We start from the raw sequence: 25,509 nt of genomic DNA on the forward strand, positions 1-25,509 counted from the left end.
GCCCTTACTCGGTTTAGCTTGACTTGAACCGAATTCTAGTTTGAAAGCCACACATCTGTTCTTCGACCGACCTAGGTTGACCTGACACTGATTTGTTCTACAACTATCAGCGTTGGGTAGGTCTCCCTAAAAAGGAGGTGATCCAGCCACACCTTCCGGTACGGCTACCTTGTTACGACTTCACCCCAGTCACCAGCCCTGCCTTCGGCGTCCCCCTCCGCAAGCGGTTAGGGTAACGACTTCGGGCGTGGCCAGCTTCCATGGTGTGACGGGCGGTGTGTACAAGGCCCGGGAACGTATTCACCGCCGTATGGCTGACCGGCGATTACTAGCGATTCCGCCTTCACGCAGGCGAGTTGCAGCCTGCGATCTGAACTGAGCCATGGTTTATGGGATTTGCTTGTCATCGCTAACTTGCTGCCCTTTGTCCATAGCATTGTAGTACGTGTGTAGCCCAGAGCGTAAGGGGCATGCTGACTTGACGTCATCCCCACCTTCCTCCGGTTTGTCACCGGCAGTCTTTCTAGAGTGCCCAACTTAATGCTGGCAACTAAAAACGAGGGTTGCGCTCGTTGCGGGACTTAACCCAACATCTCACGACACGAGCTGACGACAGCCATGCACCACCTGTGTTCCGGTTCCCGAAGGCACCCCCACCTTTCAGTGGGGTTCCGGACATGTCAAACCCTGGTAAGGTTCTTCGCGTTGCATCGAATTAAACCACATACTCCACCGCTTGTGCGGGCCCCCGTCAATTCCTTTGAGTTTCACACTTGCGTGCGTACTCCCCAGGCGGGATACTTAACGCGTTAGCTACGGCACTGCTTGGGTCGATACAAGCAACGCCTAGTATCCATCGTTTACAGCTAGGACTACTGGGGTATCTAATCCCATTCGCTCCCCTAGCTTTCGTCCCTGAGTGTCAGTTGCGGCCTAGCAGAGCGCTTTCGCCACCGGTGTTCTTCCTGATCTCTACGCATTTCACCGCTACACCAGGAATTCCCTCTGCCCCTACCGCACTCGAGCGCTTCAGTTTCCACTGCCTGTTCGGAGTTAAGCCCCGACCTTTGACAGCAGACTTGAAGTGCCACCTGCGGACGCTTTACGCCCAATGATTCCGGATAACGCTTGCATCCTCCGTATTACCGCGGCTGCTGGCACGGAGTTAGCCGATGCTGATTCCTCAGGTACCGTCATTTTTTTCTTCCCTGAGAAAAGGAGTTTACAACCCAAGAGCCTTCCTCCCCCACGCGGTATTGCTCCGTCAGGCTTTCGCCCATTGCGGAAAATTCCCCACTGCTGCCTCCCGTAGGAGTCTGGGCCGTGTCTCAGTCCCAGTGTGGCTGATCATCCTCTCAGACCAGCTACTGATCGTCGCCTTGGTAGGCTCTTACCCCACCAACTAGCTAATCAGACGCGAGCTCCCCTCAAGGCTAAAAATACTTTCACCTCTCGGCATATCGGGTCTTAGCCACCGTTTCCAGTGGTTGTCCCCGTCCTTAAGCCAGATTCTCACGCGTTACTCACCCGTCCGCCACTATGTCCGAAGACACCGTTCGACTTGCATGTGTTAAGCATACCGCCAGCGTTCATCCTGAGCCAGGATCAAACTCTCCGTTTTATCAACAGAGCTTTCGTCCTGAACTGCTACTTCTCTTCACAATCCGGACTCTTATCTATCACTTAAGAGTTAGTTTTGACGAAGACTTGATGTGCTTCTTTTGGCTTTCAAACTATATTCTTTTCTTGGTTCAGTCGCTCGGCTTGGTGGTCGTTTCGTCCGCCTCCCTCACCGGCGCTTTACTAATATATCTAAACTGAATCAATATTGTCAAGGAATTTGGGAAAAAAAATCTGAAAAATCTTGAAAAGCTTGCTAGGCGGTAGTTTTGCGATAAATTGACTAAAGAAAAAGTAAATTAGAAAGCATTGGTTATGCAAAATTTGGCTGTCTTACCGCCTCTTTTAATTTTAGATCCTATACTTCGTGCTTGGTTAATCGAGGATATTGGGCGAGGCGATCGCACAACACAAGGTTTATTGTCAGCAGAAAATCCTTGGGTAAGCGCACAGTGGATAGCAAAAGCCCCTGGAGTGATTGCAGGATTACCAGTTGCAGCAAGAGTGTTTCAGCTTTTGTCTGAGCAAACTCGTTTTATAACTACTGTTGATGAAGGGCAATTGTGTCAGCCAGGACAAGTGGTCGCACAAATAGAAGGTCCACTAGAAGCGCTGCTGACAGGAGAACGAGTTGCTTTAAACTTAGTTATGCGCCTAAGTGGAATTGCGAGTTTGACGCGAAAGTATGTAGAGAAGCTTGCTGAACTTCCTACGCGGTTGGTTGATACGCGCAAAACAACGCCAGGATTAAGGTTGCTTGAGAAGTATGCAACGCAAGTAGGTGGTGCGAAAAACCACCGTATGGGTTTAGATGACGCAGTAATGATTAAAGATAACCATATTGCTGCTGCTGGAGGAATTGGAAATGCGATCGCTCGCATTCGCGCTCAAATTTCTTATCCTTTAACAATAGAAGTGGAAACAGAAACGATTGAACAAGTGCAAGAAGCTTTACAGCATCAAGCGGACATTATCATGCTTGACAATATGCCTGTAGAAGTGATGTATCAAGCAGTTAACCTGATTCGTCAGTATAATAAACGAATAAAAATAGAAGCCTCAGGTAACATTACGTTGGATACAATTTATCAAGTCGCTGCTACTGGAGTTGATTATGTTTCGACAAGTGCTCCAGTGACGCAATCTTCGTGGCTTGATTTAAGTATGAAAATTAAAGGCTAGAGGTTATAGTATAGAACTTCTTAACTGCTGTGATGTCTCTTCTCAAGCCTTAACTTTATGAGTGCGACACTGGAACAACTAAAACATCGATTTACACAAGCCCTGATTGTTGCTTTTGGCAATGATTTTGCTGAGATAGACCCAATAATTGTAGCTGCAAGTAATCCTAAATTTGGCGATTATCAATCGAATGTTGCTTTATCTCTAAGTAGGCAATTAAAGCAACCAGCACGCGCGATCGCTGAACAGATTGTAGAAAAATTAGATGTAACTGATATCTGTGAACCACCGAGTATTGCAGGTCCTGGCTTTATAAATTTATTGCTAAAGACAGAATATATAGAAGCACAACTGCGTTCAATTCAGACAGATCCTAGATTAGGTGTTGCATTAGCCAAAACTCCCAAACGAGTAATTGTTGACTTCTCTAGCCCGAATATTGCCAAGGAAATGCACGTAGGACACTTGCGTTCTACGATTATTGGAGATTGTATTGCACGAGTTTTAGAATTTCGCGGTCACGATGTTTTGCGGCTAAATCATGTTGGCGATTGGGGTACGCAGTTTGGAATGCTAATCGCTTACCTACGCGAAGCTTACCCTGATGCGTTGACAACGGCTAATGCGTTGGAACTTGGAGATTTAGTGACTTTTTACCGTAAAGCTAAACAAAGGTTTGACGAAGATGAAACATTTAGAGAAACAGCACGACAAGAAGTTGTCAAACTGCAAGCGGGAGTAGAAGATACTCAGAAGGCTTGGGAATTGCTATGCGAACAGTCGCGGCGGGAGTTTCAAGTTATCTACAATTTACTCGATATTCATTTAATCGAGCGCGGAGAATCTTTTTATAATCCATTATTACCAGCAGTTGTCGAAGATTTAGACCGTCAAGGCTTGCTTGTAGAAGACGCGGGAGCAAAATGCGTCTTCTTGGAAGGTTTTACTAACAAAGAAGGAGAACCGCTGCCGCTGATTGTGCAGAAATCGGATGGTGGTTACAATTATGCTACGACAGATCTAGCTGCACTACGTTACCGAATCAAACAAGATCAGGCAGAACGGTTAATCTATGTTACAGATGCGGGACAAGCAAATCACTTTGCACAAGTATTTCAAGTAGCACGACGAGCAGGTTGGATTCCAGAGAATGTAGAAATTGTTCATGTTCCCTTTGGGTTAGTTTTGGGAGAAGATGGAAAGAAACTTAAAACACGCTCTGGAGAGACTATCCGATTGCGAGATTTGCTGGATGAAGCGATCGCGCGATCGCGTGCTGATTTAGAATCTCGGCTACAAGCAGAAGGTCGCACTGAGACAGAAGAATTCAAAGCTAAAGTTGCTCAAACCGTTGGTATTAGCGCGGTTAAATACGCGGATTTGAGTCAAAATCGAACGAGCAATTACATCTTTAGTTACGATAAGATGCTTGCTTTGCAGGGTAACACTGCACCTTATATGCTGTATGCTTACGTGCGAATTCAGGGAATTAGTCGTAAGGGACAGATAGACTTTGAACAACTAGGTTCAGAAGCAAACATTTTCTTACATGAACCAACAGAGTTTACGCTAGCAAAACATTTATTACAACTTAGTGAAACTATCAGCGATGTTGAGCAAGATTTGATGCCAAATCGTTTGTGTCAGTACTTGTTTGAACTCAGTCAGAAGTTTAATCAGTTTTACGATCAGTGTCCAGTTTTACAAGCAGAAGAACCGATACGTACATCTCGGTTACTGATGTGCGATCTAACCGCGCGATCGCTGCGACTTGGTTTATCTTTACTTGGCATATCGGTCATTGAGAGGATGTAATGAGATGCCTTCCGACTTCCTTCGGGGCTACACAAACAAAGTGTACCTGCGCACACTTAAATCCAAGTAGGTAGACAGGGTTGTTTCAGCCGCAGATTCATTTACCAAGGCGTTACGAGCAACTTGCACAGGTTAATTTAGGTATTGACCGGTGTAAAACTTGTTTTAGGACTATCGCTGTCCAATCAACATCGGCTGTGGTTGTGTCTCGTCCTAGAGTTAAACGAATTGCGCCTAGTGCTTGCTGGGGAGTATAGCCCATTGCACAAAGGATTGGGCTTGGGGAAAGCTTACCACTTTGACAAGCGGAACCGGAACTGATGGCAATTCCTGCTAGATTAAGTTGGCGGACAATCGTTTTACCTGTGATGTTGTTTTCATCGGTATATGCAAGGCAGAAACTCACATGATGTGGAAGACGCGCAGTACGATCGCCTGTAGGAATTAAATAAGGTGTATCGCTGAGTAGATCGAAAAGGCGATCGCGTAGTTGAATTAAACGGGGTGTTTCTAAAGTCATTTCTTGCGCAGCGAGTTCCGCAGCTACACCAAATCCGGCAATGATTGGTACGGCTTCTGTGCCAGAGCGTCGGCGTGATTCTTGTCCACCACCACCAAGTAATGGTACTATTTCGATGCCAGGACGTACATAAAGCGCTCCCGTGCCTTGAGATCCATAGATTTTATGACTAGAAAGCGACAGTAGATCAATAGGAAGTTGTTGTACGTCAATGGGTAATCTTCCCGCAACTTGCACGGCATCTGTGTGAAATAAAGCACCATGTAAATGCGTAATTCTACATAGAGACTCGATAGGTTGTAATGTTCCTACTTCGCTTTGTCCGTAGATGATCGAAACTAAAACTGTATTGCTGCGTAATGCTGCTTTTAATTCCAGTGGATTGACTCTTCCTTGCGTGTCTACTGGTAAGCGAGTAACTTGCCAACCCCATTGCTCTAGTAGTTTAACTGGCTCAGCGATCGCAGGATGTTCTACTTGCGAAATGATGATGTGTTGCGGTTGCGAGTACTGACGTGCAATTCCCATAATTGCTAAGTTATCAGCTTCCGTACCTCCAGACGTAAAAACGATTGATTCGGCTGGTGCATTGATTAAGCTAGCAACCTGCATTCGTGCTTGTTCTAATACTGTTGCAGCACGTCCGCCCCACTCATGTAAGCTAGAAGGATTACCCCAATATTGTGTCAAAACTGCCTGCATGGCGGCGATCGCTTCAGGGCGTGGTGGTGTTGTCGCACTGTAGTCTAGATAAATTTGCATAGTGTCAAGCTCTCAATCGTTCAGCGACCGGCTAGCTGAGGTTGCTTCTTTCAGGATATCGCTTGAGTGGTTGTGCGATCGCATATCTTTGATGGGAAAAATTCAATACAGCAGCGATATCCCAAGTTCTTCCGTGCGTCTACTATCTGTTTGTGTAAGCCACCTATTAATTTTACTGTCTGTGAGTTTGACCGCGTGTCGATCAGTACAGTCGCAACAAAAACCAAAACCTCTACCACAAGATCCTTTCACTGAGGTGTATTTTAACCATAGAGAATCGGCAGAATATCAAGAACCTTATCGCCTGCAAAAGCGACAGGGTGATGATTTAGAAGCAAAAATCGTTGCGGCGATCGCTACTGCCCAATCTACAGTAGATGTTGCAATTCAAGAACTACGCTTACCGAAAATTGCCCAAGCTTTAGTAGAACGTCATAATGCTGGGGTGAAAGTTAGAGTAATTCTGGAAAATAACTACAGTCGCCCTTGGAGTAGCCTTACCGCCGCAGAAATCGAAAAACTAACCCAACGCGAACGCGATCGCTATCAAGAATTTCGGGCGTTGGTAGATCGCGATCGAGATGGCAAAATGACTCGTGATGAAATTAATCAAGGTGATACTTTAGTTATTCTCAATCAAGCACGAGTTCCTTGGATTGATGATACGGCGGATGGTTCAGCAGGTAGCGGCTTGATGCATCACAAATTTGTTGTTGTCGATCAACGAATTGTAGTTGTAACGTCTGCAAACTTTACGACAAGTGATATTCATGGCGATTTTGCTTCTCCTAGTAGTATAGGTAATGCGAATAATCTTTTGAAAATTGATAGCCCAGAACTCGCCAAGCTATTTACTGAAGAATTTGATTTAATGTGGGGTGATGGTCCTGGCGGTCAACTTGATAGCCAATTTGGTTTAAATAAGCCATTGCGATCGCCGCAGCACGTTCAAGTTGGTAACACGTATATTTCTGTACAGTTTTCGCCAACATCGCCTACTATTCCTTGGAACCGCAGCACTAATGGTTTAATTGGTCAAGCGCTTAGTACAGCCACAAGTTCTGTAGATTTAGCTTTATTCGTTTTTTCTGAACAACGATTAGCGAATATTTTAGAGACTTCACACCAACAAAGTGTCAAAATTCGAGCGTTAATTGATCCGAGTTTTGCTTTCCGTACCTACAGTGAAGCACTAGACATGATGGGAGTAGCATTAAGTGACAATTGTCAGTATGAAAAAAATAATCGTCCTTGGCAAAATGCGATCGCAACTGTCGGGACACCGCAACTACCGCAAGGTGATTCGTTACATCATAAGTTTGGTGTTGTAGACAAACGCATCGCGATCGCTGGTTCGCATAATTGGTCAGCCGCAGCGAATGAAAAAAACGATGAAGCATTGTTAATCTTACAAAACTCTACCGTTGCAGCGCATTACGTACAAGAATTTGAGCGACTTTATGCAACGGCACAATTGGGTGTACCAGTGAGTGTACAAACAAAAATTAAGGAACAACAGTGCGTGCATCATGCTACTACTCCGGTTGACACGAAGGCATATGATAAAGTTAATCTCAACACAGCTAGCCTAGAAGAATTAACGGCGTTACCTGGTGTTGGTGAAAAACTAGCACAACGAATCATCACAGCACGTCAAGAAAAACCTTTTACATCTCTCGCCGATTTAGAACGCGTATCAGGAATTGGCAAGAAGCTAGTGACTCAGTTAAGCGATCGCGTGACTTGGTAATTCGCTTGCTATCCTGAAAGAAGCCCTGCTGCTATGCTTGACTAGACTTATGACTCAGCAACCTGCACGCATTTGTATCCTTGGTGGTGGTTTTGGCGGTCTTTACACTGCCTTAAGATTGTCGCAACTGCCGTGGTCATCCCAAAAACCAGAAATTGTACTTGTCGATCAAAGCGATCGCTTCTTATTCTCGCCGCTACTTTACGAACTCCTCACAGGTGAGCTACAAACTTGGGAAATAGCGCCACCCTTCTCAGAAATTTTGGCAGGCACAGGCGTACGTTTTTATCAAGAAAGTGTTACAGAAATTAATATTGATGACCAACGCGTTCGTCTACAAGACGGTGTTGAAATTCCTTACGATCGCCTTGTTTTGGCGTTGGGTGGTGAAACTCCGCTGGATATGGTTGCTGGTGCAACATCGTATGCTTTTCCGTTCCGAACAATTGACGATGCATATCGCTTGGAAGCTAGACTAAGACGACTAGAAGAATCTCCCGTCGATAAAATCCGTATAGCAATTGTGGGAGGAGGTTATTGCGGTGTTGAGTTGGCGTGCAAATTGGCAGATCGCTTAGAAAACCGCGCGCGCATTCGATTAATTGAAATGACAGATCAAATCTTGCGAACTTCACCAGAACACAATCGCGTCGCTGCGAACAAAGCACTAGAAGCGCGAGGGGTTTGGATAGATTTAGAAACTAGCGTACAAGAAGTTGAACCACAAGCGATCGCACTCGAATACAAAAATCAAGTTGATACGATTCCTGTCGATATCGTGATTTGGACAGTAGGAACGCGCGTTGCGCCTGTAGTGCGATCGCTTCCACTCAAGCAAAATCAGCGCGGTCAACTAACAACAACATCTACCTTACAAGTTATCGACCATCCCGAAATCTTTGCTTTGGGTGACTTAGCGGATTGTCGCGATGTAGAAGGACAACAAGTCCCCGCAACCGCGCAAGCAGCGTTTCAACAAGCCGACTATGCGGGTTGGAACGTTTGGGCTTCGTTGACACAACGTCCTTTACTTCCCTTCCGCTATCAACATTTAGGCGAAATGATGACGCTGGGAACCGACAATGCAACGTTTACGGGATTAGGAATTCAGCTTGATGGTCCTTTAGCTTATGTCGCTCGTCGCTTAGCATATCTTTATCGTATGCCAACTTTAGGTCACAAACTTAAGGTAGGAATTAATTGGATAACTAGTCCGTTGACAGAATTAGCTGAATAGTGTTTATCGTAACGAGTAGCAGAGTATGATCAAAGGCAAATAAAATTCTGCGATCGCCGTAAGCTAGGTAACAACTAACAACAAATGATGCAAAAACCAAAAGTCATTTTTCTGGATGCAGTTGGTACGCTTTTCGGCGTCAAAGGTAGCGTCGGTCAAGCTTATGGCGAAGTAGCACAAAAATTCGGGATTTACGTTTCAGCTAAAACATTAAATCAAGCATTTCTGCAAAGTTTTCAAGCAGCGCCGCCACCAGTCTTTCCAGACATGGAACCCGATGAGATTGCTAGCTGTGAATTTCATTGGTGGAAATCAGTTGCACAGCAAACGTTTCAGCAAGTCGGTGTTCTCAATCAATTTGCCGATTTTTCGGCTTTTTTTGCCGAGTTGTACCAATATTTTGCCACGGCTGAGCCTTGGTATGTATATCCTGACGTTTTTCCTGCGTTAGAACAATGGCAACAACGAGAAATTGAGTTAGGAATAATATCAAATTTCGATTCTCGGCTCTATTTAGTTTTAGCAGAACTTGGGTTAGAACAGTTTTTTGCGTCAATTACGATTTCTACTGAAGCAGGCGCGGCGAAACCTGATAAAGAAATTTTTATGACAGCTTTAGCGAAGCATCAATGCGATCCTGAATTAGCTTGGCATATTGGTGATAGTTGGACAGAAGATTATCACGGTGCAACTGCGGCTGGGCTGCGAGCATTTATTGTTGATAGGAAGGAATGATCGTTGGATCTGCTGTATGCATTGTAGACGCCTTCCGACTCCCTTCGGGGCTACTGAAACAAAGTGTGCCTACGCACACTAACTCTGTGGGTCGTAGCAATTGAGAAGAGTATAGAAGCTCAGAAACAATGTCTTGTAAAGCTTGTGATGCAGAAGAAATCTCTACACGGGGGTTTCTGTTACATCTTGTAGCTTTTAAATCTGACCTCTGTTATAGTTTACCACTTGAGGTATGCAGCTTCATTACCTTGTTCTCGCCGCACTTTTCCATCTTTCTCGAACCAATCAATAATTTGCTGAGTTGTTAAGTCTTCTACTGCTACGTTGTAATCTTGGGCGATATGCTTTAATAGTTTCCAAGAAGAAATCGTTAATCTAGTCAGAAATTTTTCTGAAGAAGATAGCAATGCTGCATCGACCTTAGCTGATTCTTCTAAAGTCAAAAATTGGATTGATGGCTGTTGTGCGTTCATTGCAAAAGTCAGAGTTCAATTGCGAGTGTATAGCAGAGATTAAAGTTTATATCGCTTTAGTTGATTGTAGAAAGGTTTTAGATTGATATAAACCTCACCTTGACTTGCTGGTTGGCTTTTTCGCTTGTACCAAGTAACCACAACGATGTTCGCCATTGATAATCCAATGCGTGCGCTCAACTATACAGTCTGGTAAAACGGCTGCGAACATTTCGAGTTCGTGACTGCATACGCTAGGGAATGACTCAGCAACATTAGAAATAGCACAGTTATGCTCGGTAACGACAAAGCGATCGCCTTTTCCTCTAGTATCCTCCGAGTCAACCGGATACCATTCCGCCATAAAACCTTCGGCTTTGCGAAACTCGACTAACTTTGCAACGCGTTCTTCTAAAGAACCATGACCTAAGCGATCGTGATATTCAATTGCTTTGCGTTCCCACTGTTTGCGTAAAATCGAACTCATCTGCTCGCGCCCTACAGTTTCCGCTAAAGTATCGAGTAGCGAAACAGCAAAATCGCCGTAACTGTCTGCATCTGTTGAATGACGACGTAGGCGATCGCGTCCTAAAGGACTTAGTTGATAAATATGCTGCGGGCGTCCCATTCCCGCCTGTACTTGTGAGTATCGAATGAGATCCTCGGCTTCTAGATCTTTGAGATGACGACGAATTGCTTGGGGACTGACTTCTAACTGCGTAGCAAGTTCTTGGGCTGTTGCCTGACCCTGTTTAAGTAGATAATGCAGAATGTCCTGCTTTGTGGAAGGCTGCTGCTGCGTAATCGCCATCTTCTTACCAAAATTCTTAGGTGAAAAATTTACTTTGACAACATACCTGTTGTTAATGTAGCGTAAAATGGAGATATATTAAACAACATAGTTGTTGTTTTAGTTGATTTCATTGTAACAGCAGTTAAGTTAAAAACGTCAAAAAGCAGATTTTACCCCGTCTTCGAGCTTTAAAGAGATTCTATTGCAGCACACGAGAGAACACCAACCATGAGTGCCACTGTCAAAACCCTAGTCAATCAGCCCTACAAATACGGATTCGTCACTGACATTGAAGCAGATACAATTCCGCGTGGACTGAATGAAGATGTCATACGGCTGATCTCTGCTAAGAAAGAAGAGCCAGAGTTCATGCTAGAGTTCCGTCTCAAAGCTTTTCGTCAGTGGCAGAAAATGACCGAACCGACTTGGCCTAATGTCAAGTATCCGCCCATTGACTACCAAGATATCATCTACTACTCCGCACCAAAAAAGAAACCCAAGCTCAACAGCATTGAAGAAGTCGATCCCGCACTTTTAGAAACTTTCGAGAAATTGGGTATTCCCTTATCCGAACAAAAGCGGCTTTCTAACGTCGCAGTCGATGCTATTTTTGATAGCGTTTCAGTTGCCACAACGTTTAAGGAAAAGCTAGCGAAAGAAGGCGTGATCTTCTGTTCGATCTCCGAAGCGCTACGCGAGTACCCTGAACTCGTTCAAAAATATCTTGGTAGCGTTGTCCCTGTTGCAGATAACTACTTTGCAGCCTTAAATAGCGCCGTGTTCAGTGATGGTTCCTTCGTCTACGTTCCTAAAAACACCAAATGTCCAATGGAACTATCAACCTACTTCCGCATTAATAGTGGCGATACGGGACAATTTGAACGAACGCTGATCGTTGCTGAGGAAGGTAGCTACGTTTCTTACCTTGAAGGCTGTACTGCGCCGATGTACGATACGAACCAACTACACGCAGCAGTCGTCGAATTAGTCGCCTTAGACAACGCAGAAATTAAATACTCTACCGTACAAAATTGGTACGCTGGAGACGAGAGTGGTAAGGGTGGAATCTACAACTTTGTAACGAAGCGCGGTTTGTGTCAAGGAGTCAACTCTAAGATTTCCTGGACGCAAGTTGAAACAGGTTCCGCAATTACTTGGAAATATCCTAGCTGTGTATTAGTCGGCGATAACTCAGTAGGCGAGTTTTACTCAGTTGCACTAACCAATAATATGCAGCAAGCTGATACGGGAACCAAGATGGTACACGTCGGCAAAAATACGCGTAGCACGATTGTTTCTAAAGGAATTTCTGCGGGACGTTCCTCGAATAGCTATCGTGGTTTAGTCAAAGTCAGCCCGAACGCGAAAGGCGCAAGAAATTATTCGCAGTGCGACTCAATGCTGATTGGGGATAATGCTCATGCAAATACTTTCCCTTACATTCAAGTGCAAAACAACACCGCCAAAGTAGAACACGAAGCTTCTACTTCTAAGATTGGTGAAGAACAGCTATTTTACTTCGCACAGCGCGGTATTTCGGCTGAAGATGCTGTCTCGATGATGATCAGCGGTTTCTGTAAAGATGTCTTCAATCAGTTACCAATGGAATTTGCGGTAGAAGCAGATCGCTTGTTGAGTCTGAAGCTTGAAGGTAGTGTAGGCTAACGCTGGGATAGGCATCTTGCCTGTCCTGCTAAAATAAATGACGCTAAGAAAAGAAACATGATTGTAGAAAACAGTGAAATTGTGCTGTCGGTGCGGGATTTGACAGCAGAAGTTGACGGAAACCCAATTCTCAAAGGTGTCAACCTGGAAATTAAAGCAGGTGAAATCCATGCCATTATGGGACCTAATGGTTCTGGAAAAAGCACATTTTCCAAAGTGTTAGCAGGACATCCAGCATACGAAGTAACTGGCGGTGAAGTGTTCTTCCAGGGAAAAAACTTGTTAGAAATGGAACCGGAACTCCGCGCCCAAAGTGGTGTCTTTCTGGCATTCCAGTATCCTTTAGAAATTCCTGGGGTGACGAACTTGGATTTTTTACGGGTCGCTTACAACTCGCGCCGTAAAGCACAGGGTTTAGAAGAATTAGATGCTTTTGATTTTGATGAAGTGATACAAGAGAAGTTGGAAGTTGTCAAGATGAATGCAACTTTTCTTGACCGTAGTGTGAATGAAGGTTTTTCGGGTGGCGAGAAGAAGCGGAACGAAATTCTACAAATGGCACTTCTTGAACCCAAACTGGCGATTTTGGACGAAACCGATTCAGGACTAGATATTGACGCGCTCAAAATTGTCGCGAACGGGGTAAATCAATTAGCGACTCCCGATAATGCCATTCTCTTAATTACCCACTATCAGCGGTTACTCAATTACATCGTGCCAGACTTTGTACACGTGATGGCAGGTGGTCGAGTTGTAACGAGTGGTGGTAAAGAATTGGCACTCAAATTAGAGTCGCGTGGCTACGATTGGGTGCTAGAAGAGAATGTATCTGAGGTGGGAGCAAGATGAGTATTCAAGTCACTCCTAACCTGAACGAAGTTGGCGTTGTGTCTTCTAATGTTGATACGGGGATCTTAAGTGAGTTATTAAACCAATCTCAACAACAAGCGATTGCGCGTAGCGCAGCGCCAGAGGCGATCGCTAATCAAGAATCAGAATCTTGGCTAGAAGCGATCCGCGATCGCGCTACAGCAATTGTTCATCAGTCGAAATTCCCAACAACTCGCGATGAAGAGTGGCGATTTACAGATGTTTCGCCGCTAAAGCAAGTTAAGTTCCAAGCAGCGCCGTTGGTAGTACCTGATTTAGCCGCACTCAAACCACTGCTGTTACCAGAAGCCGATCGCAGTCGCTTAGTATTTGTCAACGGTATTTATGCACCTGAGTTATCAGCCGTTGTTCTATCCGATGGCGTTGTTGCGAGTAACCTCGATCGCCTACCACCAGCGTATCGTTCGCGGCTAGAAAACTACTTAGCGCAAATTCCAGGTACAGAAGAAGTTTTTACTGCACTCAACACAGCGGCGATCGCGGATGTTGCTGTTGTCTGGATACCCAAAAATGTCGTTGTAGAAACACCAATACATCTTTTATTCGTCTCGACTGCGAGTGTCGCACCCATCGTTACTCAACCGCGTTGTCTTGTCGTTGCCGAATCGGGTAGTAGCATCACGCTGATTGAAGATTATTTCAATCAAATCACAAATCTAGAAGCAGAAGAAAGTGAAGCCGAAGTTGGCGAACCAATTTACTTTACCAACGCCGTCACCGAAATCTGGCTAGAAGAAAACGCGCAAGTTAACCATACACGCATCGAGCGCGATAGTCCAGAAGCATTTCATATCGGTAAAACTGCGATCGCCCAAGCCCGCGATAGCCGCTACACTTGCAATGCAATTAATTTAGGTGCAAAGCTATCACGCCATAACTTAGACATTTTCCAAACAGGCGAACAAACTCAAACAACGCTTAACGGTTTAACCAAAATCGCTGGAAATCAAGTCGCCGATACACACAGCAACCTCGCACTCAATCATCCCTACGGTACAAGTCACCAACTGCATAAATGCATCGTTGGCGATCGCGCCCACGCCGTCTTCAACGGTAAAATCTTCGTACCCAAACCCGCACAACAAACCGACGCCGCCCAACTTAACCGCAACCTACTCCTTTCCCCCAAAGCCAGAGTAGACACCAAACCCCAACTCGAAATCACCGCTGACAACGTCAAATGCGCGCACGGCGCAACCGTAAGTCAACTCGACGACGAAGAAGTCTTCTACCTGCAAAGCCGAGGACTCAACGCCAACGAAGCCCGCAACCTCCTCATCAACGCCTTCGCCGCCGAAATCATCAACCAAATCCCTGTTTCCTCCCTCCAACAAGCCCTAACCAAAACCATCAATCGCTAACAAAAACCTTCGTGCCCTTTGTGCCTTTGTGGTTCCATCACTTCCCCTCCTCCAACCATGACACTCACCAGAGAAAAAACCCTCGCCGATCGCGTCCGTAACGACTTCCCCATCCTCCACCAAGAAGTCAACGGCAAGCCCCTAGTTTACCTGGACAACGCCGCGACATCGCAAAAACCACTCCTCGTCCTCAACACACTCCGCGACTACTACGAGCAGTACAATTCCAACGTACATCGTGGAGTACATACCCTCAGCGCGAAAGCCACCGATGCTTACGAAGCCGCCCGCGATAAAGTCGCAGCCTTCGTCAACGCCGCCTCGCGTCAAGAAATTATTTTCACGCGCAACGCCTCGGAAGCAATTAACTTAGTCGCCTATAGTTGGGGACGCAGCCTACAGCCAGGAGACGAAATTATTCTCTCCGTTATGGAACACCATAGCAATTTGATTCCCTGGCAACTTCTCGCACAACGCAGCGGCGCTATCCTTAAATTTGTTGAACTCACACCCGACGAAGAATTTGATTTAGAACACTTCAAATCGCTTCTTTCTGACAAAACCAAACTCGTCGCGACAGTTCATGTTTCTAATACTCTAGGCTGTATCAATCCAGTTAAAGAGATTACAGCGATCGCGCATCAACACGGTGCTAAAGTATTAATTGATGCTTGCCAAAGCGTCCCGCATATGCCAATTGACGTGCAGCAGATTGATTGCGATTGGCTTGTTGCTTCTGGACATAAAATGTGCGCGCCGACCGGTATCGGATTCCTTTACGGAAAGTTAGATTTACTCCGCTCAATGCCGCCGTTTTTAGGTGGTGGTGAAATGATTGCGGATGTCTTTTTAGACCATGCTACTTACGCAGATCTACCAAATAAGTTTGAAGCAGGAACTCCAGCAATCGCCGAAGCGATCGCGCTTGGTGCAGCAGTAGACTATCTAAGTGCGATTGGTATGGAAAACATTTATGCGTACGAAGCTGAGTTAACAGCTTACTTGTGGGAACAACTCGGACAAATTCCCGAAATTCGCACTTATGGTCCTAAACCCAAAGTAGCAGGTTTAGGTAGGGCGGCACTCGCTGCATTTACTGCGGGTGAGGTTCACCCACACGATCTATCGACAATTTTAGACCAAGCTGGTGTGGCAATTCGAGCCGGACATCATTGCACTCAACCGCTACATCGTCATCTCAGCGTACAGTCTACCGCACGCGCAAGCTTATCTTTTTACAATACGCGTGAGGAAATTGATGTTTTTATTACCGCATTAAAAGAAGCTATTGAATTCTTTGGTAGTATTTTTAGCTAATTAAGTTGGGTGGGTAACACTCACCCACTTCCCAATTTGTTAAAGGTTAAATAATTAACCCTGAATATTGTTTTTACCAACGGCTCTCAACTCAGGGACAACGTAAATTGCTATAGTTAAAATAATAGTAAAAGCAGAAGATAATGTATCTGTAAATACACTATTAGGAAGCAATTTGTGCAATGGATCAGCAGGGAGAACAATGTAGTCTAGTGCCAAATAAACGGCTATTCGCTTCCATGCAGAAAAGCTTAGCTGTTTAACTAACTTCCAAGGCATAGCATCATTAAAGTTTCCACTCCAGTATGATATCAGAAATTTAATTCTTCGCTCAAGAATAGATTGATAACACAATATATAAGATTGCATCGAAAAAAATATAGTAATTTAATCGCACTATAAAAATTATTTCTGTACCTCAGAATGCCATAGATAAATCAAAAAGCGACACTATGAAAATACGGAAATTGAACAGTGCGATCGCCTATTAGAATCAGTAGTTACCCATAATAGACACAATACAATATATTTTCTGCATGAATTACAGATGCCTTCCGACTTCCTTCGGGGCTACTCAAACAAAGTGTGCCTGCGCACACTATAAGCAAGAGTATTTATAAATAATTCCACGCAAGTGGACAGGGTTTATTGAGTAGCGAATTTATTCGCAAGCATTTATGTGGGAGATTTATTAACTAAGTCCTTGTATTTAACTGTATGTAGCCCAAGTCAATAGAGTTAGGACATTATCGAAGTTCATAGTAATTTCCCTAGGGGTAGTTTAACTCTGACCCTGCATTGCTGCTTGCTGAGTTGCAACAAAAGACGCTTCGATAAGTTGCTTGCCAAAATCTTGCACCTTTTGAACTAAAGCTTCTCCTGCATTCTCTGGTGAACCAGCATCAAAAGGTGGGGCGGGATTGTATTCCAACATCAATTGAATCATTTTGGCAGTTTCCTCACCGCATAGCTTACTCGCCAGTACCAATCCAAAATCAATCCCTGCCGTAACACCACCACCTGTAATTCGGTTGCGATCAACAACGACTCTTTCGGTTCCCACTTCTACGCCGAACATCTTCAACTGATCGCGAAATGCCCAATGACACGCAGCGCGATACCCTTGTAACAGCCCAGCGGCAGCTAATATAAGTGAACCAGTACAAACAGAAGTGATAAACTTTGCTGTTGTTCCTTGTTGCTGGAGAAATGCAAGTACCTCCGCATCTTGCATCATCTCAACTTGCCCGATCGCGCCACCAGGAATGCACAACACATCTAAAGGCGGACAGTCACTAAAAGTCTTTGTAGGTAAGATGGTCAAACCTTCAGCACTTGTGACTAGATCTAAGGTTTTCCACAACAGATAAACTTTAGTATGAGGCATAACTGCGAATACTTGATACGGTCCAGTAGCATCGAGTTGAGTCATGCCAGGATAGATAACCAAACCAATGTGATATTTGATAGGAGAAGTCATTTTCAGATTTCCTTATGTTCGCAATAAAGCTAAAGTAGAATCAATGACTTTCCGTGCCTAGTCCTCAAAAGGGTACATTTTAATGGCGCAGTCGCTGCAATTTTTATTTCAGAAACTAGCCCACGCCCGTAATGAACAAGAACTGCGATTGGGCTTTATGGATGCCGTTGGCGAATATTTTGGCGTTCAACGCTGGGGAATTTCTTTGTTAAATCAACAATCGCAGGTAGCTAGTGTTGATATTTGTGGTATGCCTGATGCTGATTCGTTTGTTGAATGCTACAGCAATATTGGTAGGGAAGTTGATCCGGTACTTAAATATGTTGTCGAACGTCACGCCCCAGCGCATGAAGAATTAGTTTTGCCTGCTGGAGGTTGGAAGCAATCTGATTTATATCTGCGTTGTTGCGGATATTATAACCACGAACATATCATGACTGGACCAATTGTCGGTGGTGGAAGTCTTGTTGGTACAGTCAATTTTGCACGCATTGGCGACACACCTGCTTTTAGTCATCAAGACTTAGTTGACTTGAGTGCTTTATGTCTGCATATCTCAGCTTGTTTAGCAAGAGTGCGTACCAACTCAGAAAGATTTGTTTTGCTAGATACTCGTTTAACAAAGCGAGAACGACAAATTGCAGAGTTAGTTTCCCAAGGATTAACGAATGCTGAAATTAGTGCTGAACTTTGGATTACCGAGAACTCTGTGAAACAAGCACTCAAACGAATGTTCCGTAAACTCGATGTTGTGAATCGCGCTCAAATGGTAGCACAGTTACAAAACTATTTCTAAGGAAGCGATCGCCTAACTCACACCAAATCTGGGTCAATACCTAGTTTACGCAATTCGGCTGCCAATCGTTGGGCACGTTGTTCAGCATCCATAGCACGTTCTTCTGGAGTCAAAAATCGCACGCCTTGCTCATCATACCAATACAACCAATCTCGTGTAATTCCTTGATAAGTTCCTTTCTCGTTACCAATTGCCAAACCAATTTCTGGTAGCCATACTGGATTTCCACGCTGCAACAGATACTCGCCATTTTCTAAACGATACACTTCTAAAGGTGGCTTTTTACGCCGTTGTGGATTGTAGACGACGTAGTAGAGAATCTCTAGTTCTGCGTAGAAATTCTTCTTAGTACTATATTCTCCACGCCGCTTATGCGAAACAACTTCTAGCACCATAATCGGAACGACATTTTCTTCCCAAAGAACGTAGCTCAAACGCAAGTTCTCATCAATAATTCGCTCAACGCCTAAGCTTAAAAAGGCATCTGGTACGATCGCGGGTTGTTCAGGATCGTAGTAAATTCCCATATCAACACCAAAAAACCAATCCATCCGGTTCGCCCATATCCAAGCTAAGGTTGCTTTGAGTAAACCAGGAACTAAGTCTTGCAGTTCATTATCCACAGGTGTATCGTCGGAATCGGGCAGATCCTCAGCGGAGGGTAAGCAATGTAGCGGATTGTACTTTAGCATAATGGATTGCTTGCAGACTTACTACTTTGATGATATGGCAATCAGACTTAAGGCATTGAGCGATCGCCTTTACCAACAATATTTCTGTACGTTAGGTGACACAATCACTAGATAATAGTGATGCAGCGTAGAGGAGCAAGGGACGGCGTATGATTCGGTCTTGGATGGTAATTGGGGCTGTTGCTTTCCTTGTTGCGCTGGGTGCTAACTTGATAACGCGAGGCGATCGCCAGTGGTTTAAACGCTTGCGTCGTCCTGGTTGGTTGACATTTGAGCCATTAATTCCCATTATTTGGACAATTATTTTTATTTGCGGCGCTTGGTCAGCATATATTGTTTGGGAAGCTAATCCAGGTACAAGTTTTACTTGGTTATTAATGGGGTTTTATTTATTACTAGAAATAGTGACAATTGCGTACACGCCAGTAATGTTTAGAACCCGTAGTCTCAAGGTGGGAACAATTATCGGTGGTGCTGGTGCAATTATTGGTCTTTTATTAACACTAACTGTACTACCAATTTCTGGCTGGGCAACATTGTTACTCGTACCTTATCTGCTTTGGAGTCCAATTGGTACATATACAACATGGGCAATGATGCGCCTCAACCCCGCTGATATTTAAAATTTTTCTGCTGCATACACTCAAATAATTTAAATGTCATCCGTTTTTTGCTAAATCTTTAATCTACCTCACAATTTATCATTTTCTTTATATAAAATTTATACTTTCAATGTCTCTAATAAACTAATCTCAAATTATCAGCTTTGAGGAAATAATTTTCTTAACTCAATAGCAGTAATCGCTATTTCTTACCAAAAGTTGTAAGGAAATAGTGAAAGTCTGTTGTAAAAATTCAACCGTATTTCTACTTAATATTTAGAGCAGAAAAGTTATGGCAACTATTAATGGGACGTCGGGTAACAATACTCTTACCGGAACTCAATTTGCTGATTCAATCTTTGGTTTTGCAGGTAATGATAGTCTTTTGGGATTGGGTGGGAATGATTTGCTTGATGGCGGAGTAGGCAATGATTATTTAGCAGGAGGTAACGGTAACGATAATCTGTTTGGCGGAGCGAATGATAACCCTGATATTTTTGTACCACGTGGCAATGACACACTTGATGGAGGGATGGGCGACGATAGTTTGAGTGGCGGTGATGGTAATGACGTTATGTATGGCGGAGTTGGAAATGATGGTTTGAGTGGCGGTGAGGATAATGACATTATGTATGGCGGAGTTGGAAATGATGGTTTAGATGGAAATGATGGTAGCGATATTTTGTATGGCGGTGATGGCAATGACGCGCTCAATGCTGGCACTACATACGTGGACTCTAACTATTACATAGGTGATTCCGCTTCAGATTTTCTGTATGGTGGTGATGGCAACGATACATATATCGTAGGCGATCAATTTGACGACGAAATTATTGAAGCAGCCAACGCAGGAATAGATACCGTTATTACATATACCAACTACCAATTAAGTGCAAACGTAGAAAACTTAATTCTACGCGGGAATCGCGCCACTACAGGAATAGGTAATAACCTGGATAATACTATCACAGGTAACTTTAGTAATAATACTCTGATCGGTGGTGGTGGCAACGATATTATCAATTTTGGTAATGACTTCTCAATCTACATTGGAGAAGATATTCTATATGGCGGTGATGGCAACGATACTCTCTACGCATCCAGCTATAGTCGATTGTTCAATGGATACTACTACTCTCAAGATGAAGACACTTTATATGGGGGTAGTGGCGATGATGTTTTATACTCTGCTGTTGGTTGCGTTGCGTATGGTGGTAGCGGTAACGATACACTCTATGGTGCCTTACAGAGTGGTAATGCAGGAGGTACTGGTGACGATACTTATTTTGTTGGTAGAGAAATCGTTACAGCCTACGATCCTTTTGGCGGAACGTATGAAGTTGAGATTACAGTAGGTATTGGAGAGACGGCGAACGCAGGCACAGATACTGTTTATGCTTCTTATGATTACACGCTGCCAGAGCACTTTGAAAACCTAATTCTGACAGATGATGCAATAGTAGGTAATGGTAACAGAGTCAATAATGCGCTTACTGGCAACAATCTCAACAATATTCTTGATAGTAAAGCGGGTAACGACACGCTCAAGGGATTAGCTGGTAATGATACTCTGATTGGTGGTGATGGTGACGACATCCTTACTGGCGATCAAGGTAATGATCAATTGATCGGTGGTAGGGGTATTGATGCGCTTTATGGTGGTGCAGGCAATGATACTCTTAGCTTTGGAGCTATTGATAAACGCCTTGATGGTGGTGGTGGTACAGATACTATAGCTGTCGATGGTAGTGGCATTGTTATTGACTTAACAACTTTACCAAATGATAGAATTCAAGGCATCGAAATTATTGACTTGACAGGTACTGGTAACAATAGTTTGAATCTAACGCGGTTGGACTTGTTGGATTTATCCGATACGACGAATCAACTGATTGTCAACGGTAATGCGGGTGATGCGGTGACGTCTATAGGACAAGGATGGTTATTGAGTAATACACCAACTACACTTAATGGTATTGTGTACGATCGCTACACATCTGGCGCAGCGACGCTACTGGTAGACGCTGATATCACGCAGACAATTTCCTAAACTCACTTAGGAAGTATTTCCTTGAATTGTTATTAACTCTAGGACTCATAAGGTGGAGCTTGCTATACAATTTAGCTCCATCCGAGTTCTGCGAGTAAGTGCAGTCATTTTATGCGCTTTTACTCAAGGAAAGCTGCACGCCATCGACAATGATGAAACTAATTATTCAAATTCCTTGTTATAACGAGGAACATACTTTAGGAACAACGCTAGCCGAATTACCGCGATCGCTACCTGGAATTGATTGTATCGAATGGTTGGTAATTGATGATGGCAGCCGCGATCGCACAATCGAAGTCGCTAAAGCATACGGTGTCGATCACATTGTTCGTTTTCCAACCAACCAAGGCTTAGCCAAAGCGTTTATGGCAGGGTTGGAAGCAAGTCTCAAAGCTGGGGCGGATATTATTGTCAACACTGATGCAGATAATCAATACTGCGCTGAGGATATTCCTACACTTATTCAGCCAATCTTATTACACCAAGCCGAAATTGTCGTTGGTGCTAGACCGATTTGGAAAACTAAGCAATTTTCGCTATCAAAAAAACTGTTACAAAAATTAGGGAGTTGGGTAGTGAGAATCGCGAGTAATACTAAAATTCCTGATGCGCCGAGTGGTTTTCGGGCGTTTAGCCGCGAAGCCGCATTACAACTCAATGTCTTCAATAACTACACCTACACTTTAGAAACAATCATTCAAGCGGGGCAAAAAGGAATCGCGATCGCATCTGTACCCATTCACACGAATCCCGTGATGCGCCCGTCGCGATTAGTTAAAAGTACGCCCAGATACGTTGTGCGATCGCTTTTTACTATCTTGCGCATTTTTATTATCTACAAACCACTACGCTTTTTCATGTTTCTAGGCAGCTTGCCGTTCATTGTTGGGTTATTATTAGGATTTCGTTGGTTATTCTTCTTCTTTTTTGAAACTACTACACGCACGCGCGTACCAAGTTTAATTCTGGCGGCGATTTTAATCTTAATTGGCTTTCAGTTGTGGATGTTTGGGTTAGTTGCTGATTTAATGGCAGCAAATCGCCGCTTAATCGAAGAGGTGCAATTACGAATGCGGCGGGTAGACGCAGATACAGTAAAGCGAACTGTCAAAGATGTCTCACCTGTCAAGCAAGGAAGCAATGTTCACTTTGAACTTTAAATTCTAAGTTTATGTCTCACCGCGATTTATTTGCCCGTAGTGCTTTAGCAAACATTCCTAAAATCTTGACACTACTAGATCGCAATCCGCATAGCCCTACTTATGGCTGCTTTGATCGGAACTTTTGGCATTACAAGATTATCGATTTTCCGAGTGGGATGGCACAGGAATTTGTTTTGCCACTTGCTCTCGCCTACAATACTGATCTCCCAGATAATCCTTTTTACCGTCAACCAGTGCTGCGCGATTGGGTAGAAGCAGGTATTATTTATGCTGCGAGAAGCGCGCACAAAGATGGTTCGTGTGATGATTACTTTCCTTACGAACGCGCGAGTGGGGCGGCGGCTTTTTCCTTATTGGCTTGTATCGATAGTTACGTACTGTTCAAGCTAAATAATTCAGCAATTTTACAGTTTTTCTCCCAACGGGCAGATTGGTTAGCCAGCCACCAAGAAAGCGGGCGACTCAGCAACCATCAAGCCTTAATTACATTATGTCTCTTACTACTTTCTCATTTATTGCAAACATCCCGATGGCAAAGGGCGATCGCGCAACGTCTAGAACTCGTTTTATCTTGGCAAAGTTCTGAAGGTTGGTTTCAGGAATACGAAGGCTGCGATCCTGGCTACAACACGATGACAATTTCCTGCTTAGCAAGAATTTATCAACTCCAACCCGACGCCAAGCTAAAAGAAGCACTGATTAAAGCCGTCAAGCTAGCAGCCCATTTTGTGCATCCTGATGGTTCCTATGGTGGTGAGTATACCAGTCGTAATACTTATAACTTCTTTCCGCACGGATTTGAATTAGTCGGGCGCTGGATGCCAGAAGCATTACAAATTAGCGATCGCTTCCTTGAGGGACTCGCTAAAGGATTAGCACCTTGCTATGCTGACGATCATATTATTGGACATCATACTTGGAATTATTTACTAGCATGGCGTGATTTTGTGCCACAGCGTCCTACACTCACCACACCTCCTCAAGGGCGTTTATGGTTAAAGGAAGCAAAGATTTTGATTGAGCGACGCGAAAATACAGTATTGTATTTAGCCTTAAATAAAGGTGGCGTTTTCAAACTATTTCGCAACAATCAATTAATTATTTCTGATACTCAAATCTCCTTACAAGTTGAAATCAAAAATAAACTGAAAAATTGTGTAGCGCATTTAGTTGATGCGTATGAAATGACGATTGGTGATGATGAAATTACGATTGCTGGGGCAATGGGATGGGCAAAGCAAAAACAAATGACACCATCAAACTTACTTATTTTACGCGCTGTAATGCTTACTTTCGGACGTTTCTTTCCAAATTTAATTCGTAGAATTCTGCAAAAATTATTAATTACAGGTAAACAAAACGCTCCCTATTACTTTAGACGAAAACTTCGTTGGCATAGTGGGCAATGGTGTATTACTGACGAAGTTTATACGCGCTCTTGGCATAATGTCATTTATGCAGGTATTGGCGGCGATCAAACTTCTATATATGTTGTGATGAGTCGTACATTTCAGCACAATCAAATGCAATCATGGTTTAATCTTACACAAAAAGTAAGAAAACTAGCTCCTGGTGAACCACTAAAGATAGAGCGTTATTTCTAAAATTGAGCAAACTACAAGCTGAAAAAGATAATAAACTTACTTTTATTTAGTTACATGAAAAGACTGCTTTCTATCATTGTCAGTTTTACTATTTTAGGCATTATTTATTGGAAAATAGACTTTCCTCAATTAATTCAAGTTTTTCAAAATAGTAATATTTTGTGGATAATAATTAGTTTAGGGATGGTTATTCCTTTAACAATGTTAACAGCATGGAGATTACAACAACTTATACCTATAGGCAAGCGTCTAGGTTTTTTTGAGGCAAATCGTTTAATTTTAGCCGCAAGTGTCTTGAACATGATTCTCCCATCCAAAATGGGAGATATTGCTAAAGCTTATTTTATGAAAGAGCGAGGACATTTGAGCGGTTCTTTGTCGCTATCGCTAGTTATTTTTGAAAAAGCCTGCGATTTACTTTCATTACTACTTTGGTGTGTATTTGGATTAATATTTTATTCACAAAACAATTGGCTCTTTTGGGTAATGACAGCAAGTGTTACTCTAGGTTTAATTACTGGAGTCTTATTACTTGCATCACGTCAATTTACAGAGTTATTTTTTGATATTATCAGACTTATTCTACCTAAAAAAATACACCCAAAATTAGAAAATCTCCGTAGTTCTTGGAGACAAATGCATAATTATTTTTGGCGTGATAAAGTTCATTTAATACGGATAGCCACAACCTCAATTTTTATTTGGTTTCTTCATTTGTTGCAGATTTGGTTTTTTATTCTTGCACTAAATGCTTGGACACCTTTTCTGACAAACTTGGCATTATCTCCTTTAGCTATTCTAGCAGGATTACTACCATTAACTTTTGCTGGTATTGGTACTCGCGATGCAGCACTCATTGTTTTTTATCAACCTTATTTCAGCGCACCAACAGCTGCGGCTTTGGGTTTACTCTGTACTTCTCGCTATTTCCTACCAGCGATCGCCGGCTTACCTTTTTTAGGACAGTATCTTACAACGATTCAAACTGTGCAAGCAAATAAAAAATTTCTTCGCTTCTAAAC

At 43.5% G+C, this 25,509-nt stretch carries 21 protein-coding genes, 1 tRNA gene and 1 rRNA gene (1 of these 23 running past the window's edge); 15 read left to right on the forward strand and 8 right to left on the reverse strand.

Annotated features, from left to right (window positions below):
• Nucleotides 1–4, reverse strand: a tRNA-Ile gene (locus tag GLO7428_RS21330) (it extends 70 nt beyond the left edge of the window).
• A 126-nt stretch (nucleotides 5–130) separates the two neighbouring features.
• Nucleotides 131–1,621, reverse strand: a 16S ribosomal RNA gene (locus GLO7428_RS21335).
• 314 nt (nucleotides 1,622–1,935) lie between these two features.
• Between GLO7428_RS21335 and nadC the strand changes: the two genes are divergently transcribed.
• Nucleotides 1,936–2,802 carry a carboxylating nicotinate-nucleotide diphosphorylase gene (gene nadC, locus GLO7428_RS21340; RefSeq protein WP_015190657.1) on the forward strand — a complete coding sequence of 289 codons (867 nt, stop codon included), beginning with the start codon at nucleotides 1,936–1,938 and terminating at the stop codon, nucleotides 2,800–2,802.
• 57 nt (nucleotides 2,803–2,859) lie between these two features.
• Nucleotides 2,860–4,617, forward strand: coding sequence for an arginine--tRNA ligase (argS, locus tag GLO7428_RS21345; protein ID WP_015190658.1), 1,758 nt, complete (start codon nucleotides 2,860–2,862; stop codon nucleotides 4,615–4,617).
• Nucleotides 4,618–4,729: 112 nt separating this feature from the next.
• Here the strand turns inward: argS and GLO7428_RS21350 are convergent, their stop codons facing one another.
• Entirely contained in the window at nucleotides 4,730–5,899 is a 1,170-nt protein-coding gene (locus GLO7428_RS21350; protein WP_015190659.1) for a cysteine desulfurase family protein, read from the reverse strand.
• 1 nt (nucleotide 5,900) lies between these two features.
• Between GLO7428_RS21350 and GLO7428_RS21355 the strand changes: the two genes are divergently transcribed.
• The 3 genes from GLO7428_RS21355 to GLO7428_RS21365 all read left to right on the forward strand — a co-directional run bounded on the left by GLO7428_RS21355 (nucleotide 5,901) and on the right by GLO7428_RS21365 (nucleotide 9,621).
• Nucleotides 5,901–7,649 (forward strand): DUF655 domain-containing protein, encoded by a 1,749-nt coding sequence (locus tag GLO7428_RS21355; RefSeq protein ID WP_231295514.1) that lies wholly within the window; start codon nucleotides 5,901–5,903, stop codon nucleotides 7,647–7,649.
• 49 nt (nucleotides 7,650–7,698) lie between these two features.
• Entirely contained in the window at nucleotides 7,699–8,886 is a 1,188-nt protein-coding gene (locus GLO7428_RS21360; protein WP_015190661.1) for an NAD(P)/FAD-dependent oxidoreductase, read from the forward strand.
• 87 nt (nucleotides 8,887–8,973) lie between these two features.
• On the forward strand, nucleotides 8,974–9,621 hold the full coding sequence (locus tag GLO7428_RS21365; protein WP_041918717.1) for an HAD-IA family hydrolase: 648 nt from the start codon (nucleotides 8,974–8,976) through the stop codon (nucleotides 9,619–9,621).
• Between the two features lie 218 nt (nucleotides 9,622–9,839).
• Here the strand turns inward: GLO7428_RS21365 and GLO7428_RS21370 are convergent, their stop codons facing one another.
• Together GLO7428_RS21370 and sufR are read right to left on the reverse strand one after the other, a co-directional pair.
• A complete protein-coding gene (locus GLO7428_RS21370; protein WP_015190663.1) occupies nucleotides 9,840–10,094 on the reverse strand; it encodes a hypothetical protein in 255 nt (84 codons plus the stop codon).
• A gap of 94 nt (nucleotides 10,095–10,188) precedes the next feature.
• The gene (sufR, locus tag GLO7428_RS21375; RefSeq protein WP_015190664.1) at nucleotides 10,189–10,884 is read right to left on the reverse strand and encodes an iron-sulfur cluster biosynthesis transcriptional regulator SufR; all 696 of its coding nucleotides are present in this window, start codon (nucleotides 10,882–10,884) and stop codon (nucleotides 10,189–10,191) included.
• A gap of 210 nt (nucleotides 10,885–11,094) precedes the next feature.
• On the opposite strand from sufR, the gene sufB reads away from it, so the two are divergent.
• From sufB to GLO7428_RS21395, 4 genes are read left to right on the forward strand one after another with little or no spacing between them, the layout of a single operon-like run.
• Entirely contained in the window at nucleotides 11,095–12,531 is a 1,437-nt protein-coding gene (gene sufB, locus GLO7428_RS21380; protein ID WP_015190665.1) for a Fe-S cluster assembly protein SufB, read from the forward strand.
• A 57-nt stretch (nucleotides 12,532–12,588) separates the two neighbouring features.
• Nucleotides 12,589–13,380 (forward strand): Fe-S cluster assembly ATPase SufC, encoded by a 792-nt coding sequence (gene sufC / locus GLO7428_RS21385; protein ID WP_015190666.1) that lies wholly within the window; start codon nucleotides 12,589–12,591, stop codon nucleotides 13,378–13,380.
• Nucleotides 13,377–14,783, forward strand: a complete 1,407-nt coding sequence (sufD, locus tag GLO7428_RS21390) for a Fe-S cluster assembly protein SufD (protein WP_015190667.1) — start codon at nucleotides 13,377–13,379, stop codon at nucleotides 14,781–14,783. The genes sufC and sufD overlap by 4 nt, the downstream gene beginning before the upstream one ends.
• A 57-nt stretch (nucleotides 14,784–14,840) precedes the next feature.
• Nucleotides 14,841–16,100 (forward strand): SufS family cysteine desulfurase, encoded by a 1,260-nt coding sequence (locus tag GLO7428_RS21395; RefSeq protein WP_015190668.1) that lies wholly within the window; start codon nucleotides 14,841–14,843, stop codon nucleotides 16,098–16,100.
• A gap of 54 nt (nucleotides 16,101–16,154) precedes the next feature.
• On the opposite strand, the gene GLO7428_RS21400 is transcribed toward GLO7428_RS21395, so the two are convergent.
• Nucleotides 16,155–16,379: a hypothetical protein gene (locus GLO7428_RS21400; RefSeq protein ID WP_041918718.1), complete on the reverse strand. Its 225-nt coding sequence runs from the start codon at nucleotides 16,377–16,379 to the stop codon at nucleotides 16,155–16,157.
• Nucleotides 16,380–16,881: 502 nt separating this feature from the next.
• Nucleotides 16,882–17,580, reverse strand: coding sequence for a DJ-1/PfpI family protein (locus GLO7428_RS21405; RefSeq protein WP_015190670.1), 699 nt, complete (start codon nucleotides 17,578–17,580; stop codon nucleotides 16,882–16,884).
• An 82-nt stretch (nucleotides 17,581–17,662) separates the two neighbouring features.
• On the opposite strand from GLO7428_RS21405, the gene GLO7428_RS21410 reads away from it, so the two are divergent.
• Nucleotides 17,663–18,376 carry a LuxR C-terminal-related transcriptional regulator gene (locus GLO7428_RS21410; protein WP_015190671.1) on the forward strand — a complete coding sequence of 238 codons (714 nt, stop codon included), beginning with the start codon at nucleotides 17,663–17,665 and terminating at the stop codon, nucleotides 18,374–18,376.
• Nucleotides 18,377–18,393: 17 nt separating this feature from the next.
• Here GLO7428_RS21410 and GLO7428_RS21415 read toward each other — a convergent pair whose 3' ends face one another.
• On the reverse strand, nucleotides 18,394–19,071 hold the full coding sequence (locus GLO7428_RS21415) for a Uma2 family endonuclease (protein WP_196797651.1): 678 nt from the start codon (nucleotides 19,069–19,071) through the stop codon (nucleotides 18,394–18,396).
• A gap of 146 nt (nucleotides 19,072–19,217) precedes the next feature.
• On the opposite strand from GLO7428_RS21415, the gene GLO7428_RS21420 reads away from it, so the two are divergent.
• The 5 genes from GLO7428_RS21420 to GLO7428_RS21440 all read left to right on the forward strand — a co-directional run bounded on the left by GLO7428_RS21420 (nucleotide 19,218) and on the right by GLO7428_RS21440 (nucleotide 25,507).
• The gene (locus tag GLO7428_RS21420) at nucleotides 19,218–19,691 is read left to right on the forward strand and encodes a TspO/MBR family protein (RefSeq protein ID WP_015190673.1); all 474 of its coding nucleotides are present in this window, start codon (nucleotides 19,218–19,220) and stop codon (nucleotides 19,689–19,691) included.
• 271 nt (nucleotides 19,692–19,962) lie between these two features.
• Entirely contained in the window at nucleotides 19,963–21,720 is a 1,758-nt protein-coding gene (locus tag GLO7428_RS21425) for a calcium-binding protein (protein ID WP_015190674.1), read from the forward strand.
• A 149-nt stretch (nucleotides 21,721–21,869) separates the two neighbouring features.
• A complete protein-coding gene (locus GLO7428_RS21430) occupies nucleotides 21,870–22,880 on the forward strand; it encodes a glycosyltransferase family 2 protein (RefSeq protein ID WP_015190675.1) in 1,011 nt (336 codons plus the stop codon).
• Between the two features lie 11 nt (nucleotides 22,881–22,891).
• Nucleotides 22,892–24,487 carry a hypothetical protein gene (locus GLO7428_RS21435; RefSeq protein WP_015190676.1) on the forward strand — a complete coding sequence of 532 codons (1,596 nt, stop codon included), beginning with the start codon at nucleotides 22,892–22,894 and terminating at the stop codon, nucleotides 24,485–24,487.
• Nucleotides 24,488–24,541: 54 nt separating this feature from the next.
• Nucleotides 24,542–25,507 carry a lysylphosphatidylglycerol synthase transmembrane domain-containing protein gene (locus tag GLO7428_RS21440; protein ID WP_015190677.1) on the forward strand — a complete coding sequence of 322 codons (966 nt, stop codon included), beginning with the start codon at nucleotides 24,542–24,544 and terminating at the stop codon, nucleotides 25,505–25,507.
• Nucleotides 25,508–25,509 lie beyond the last annotated feature (2 nt).

It is taken from the genome of Gloeocapsa sp. PCC 7428, from assembly GCF_000317555.1.
Lineage (GTDB): Bacteria > Cyanobacteriota > Cyanobacteriia > Cyanobacteriales > Chroococcidiopsidaceae > Chroogloeocystis.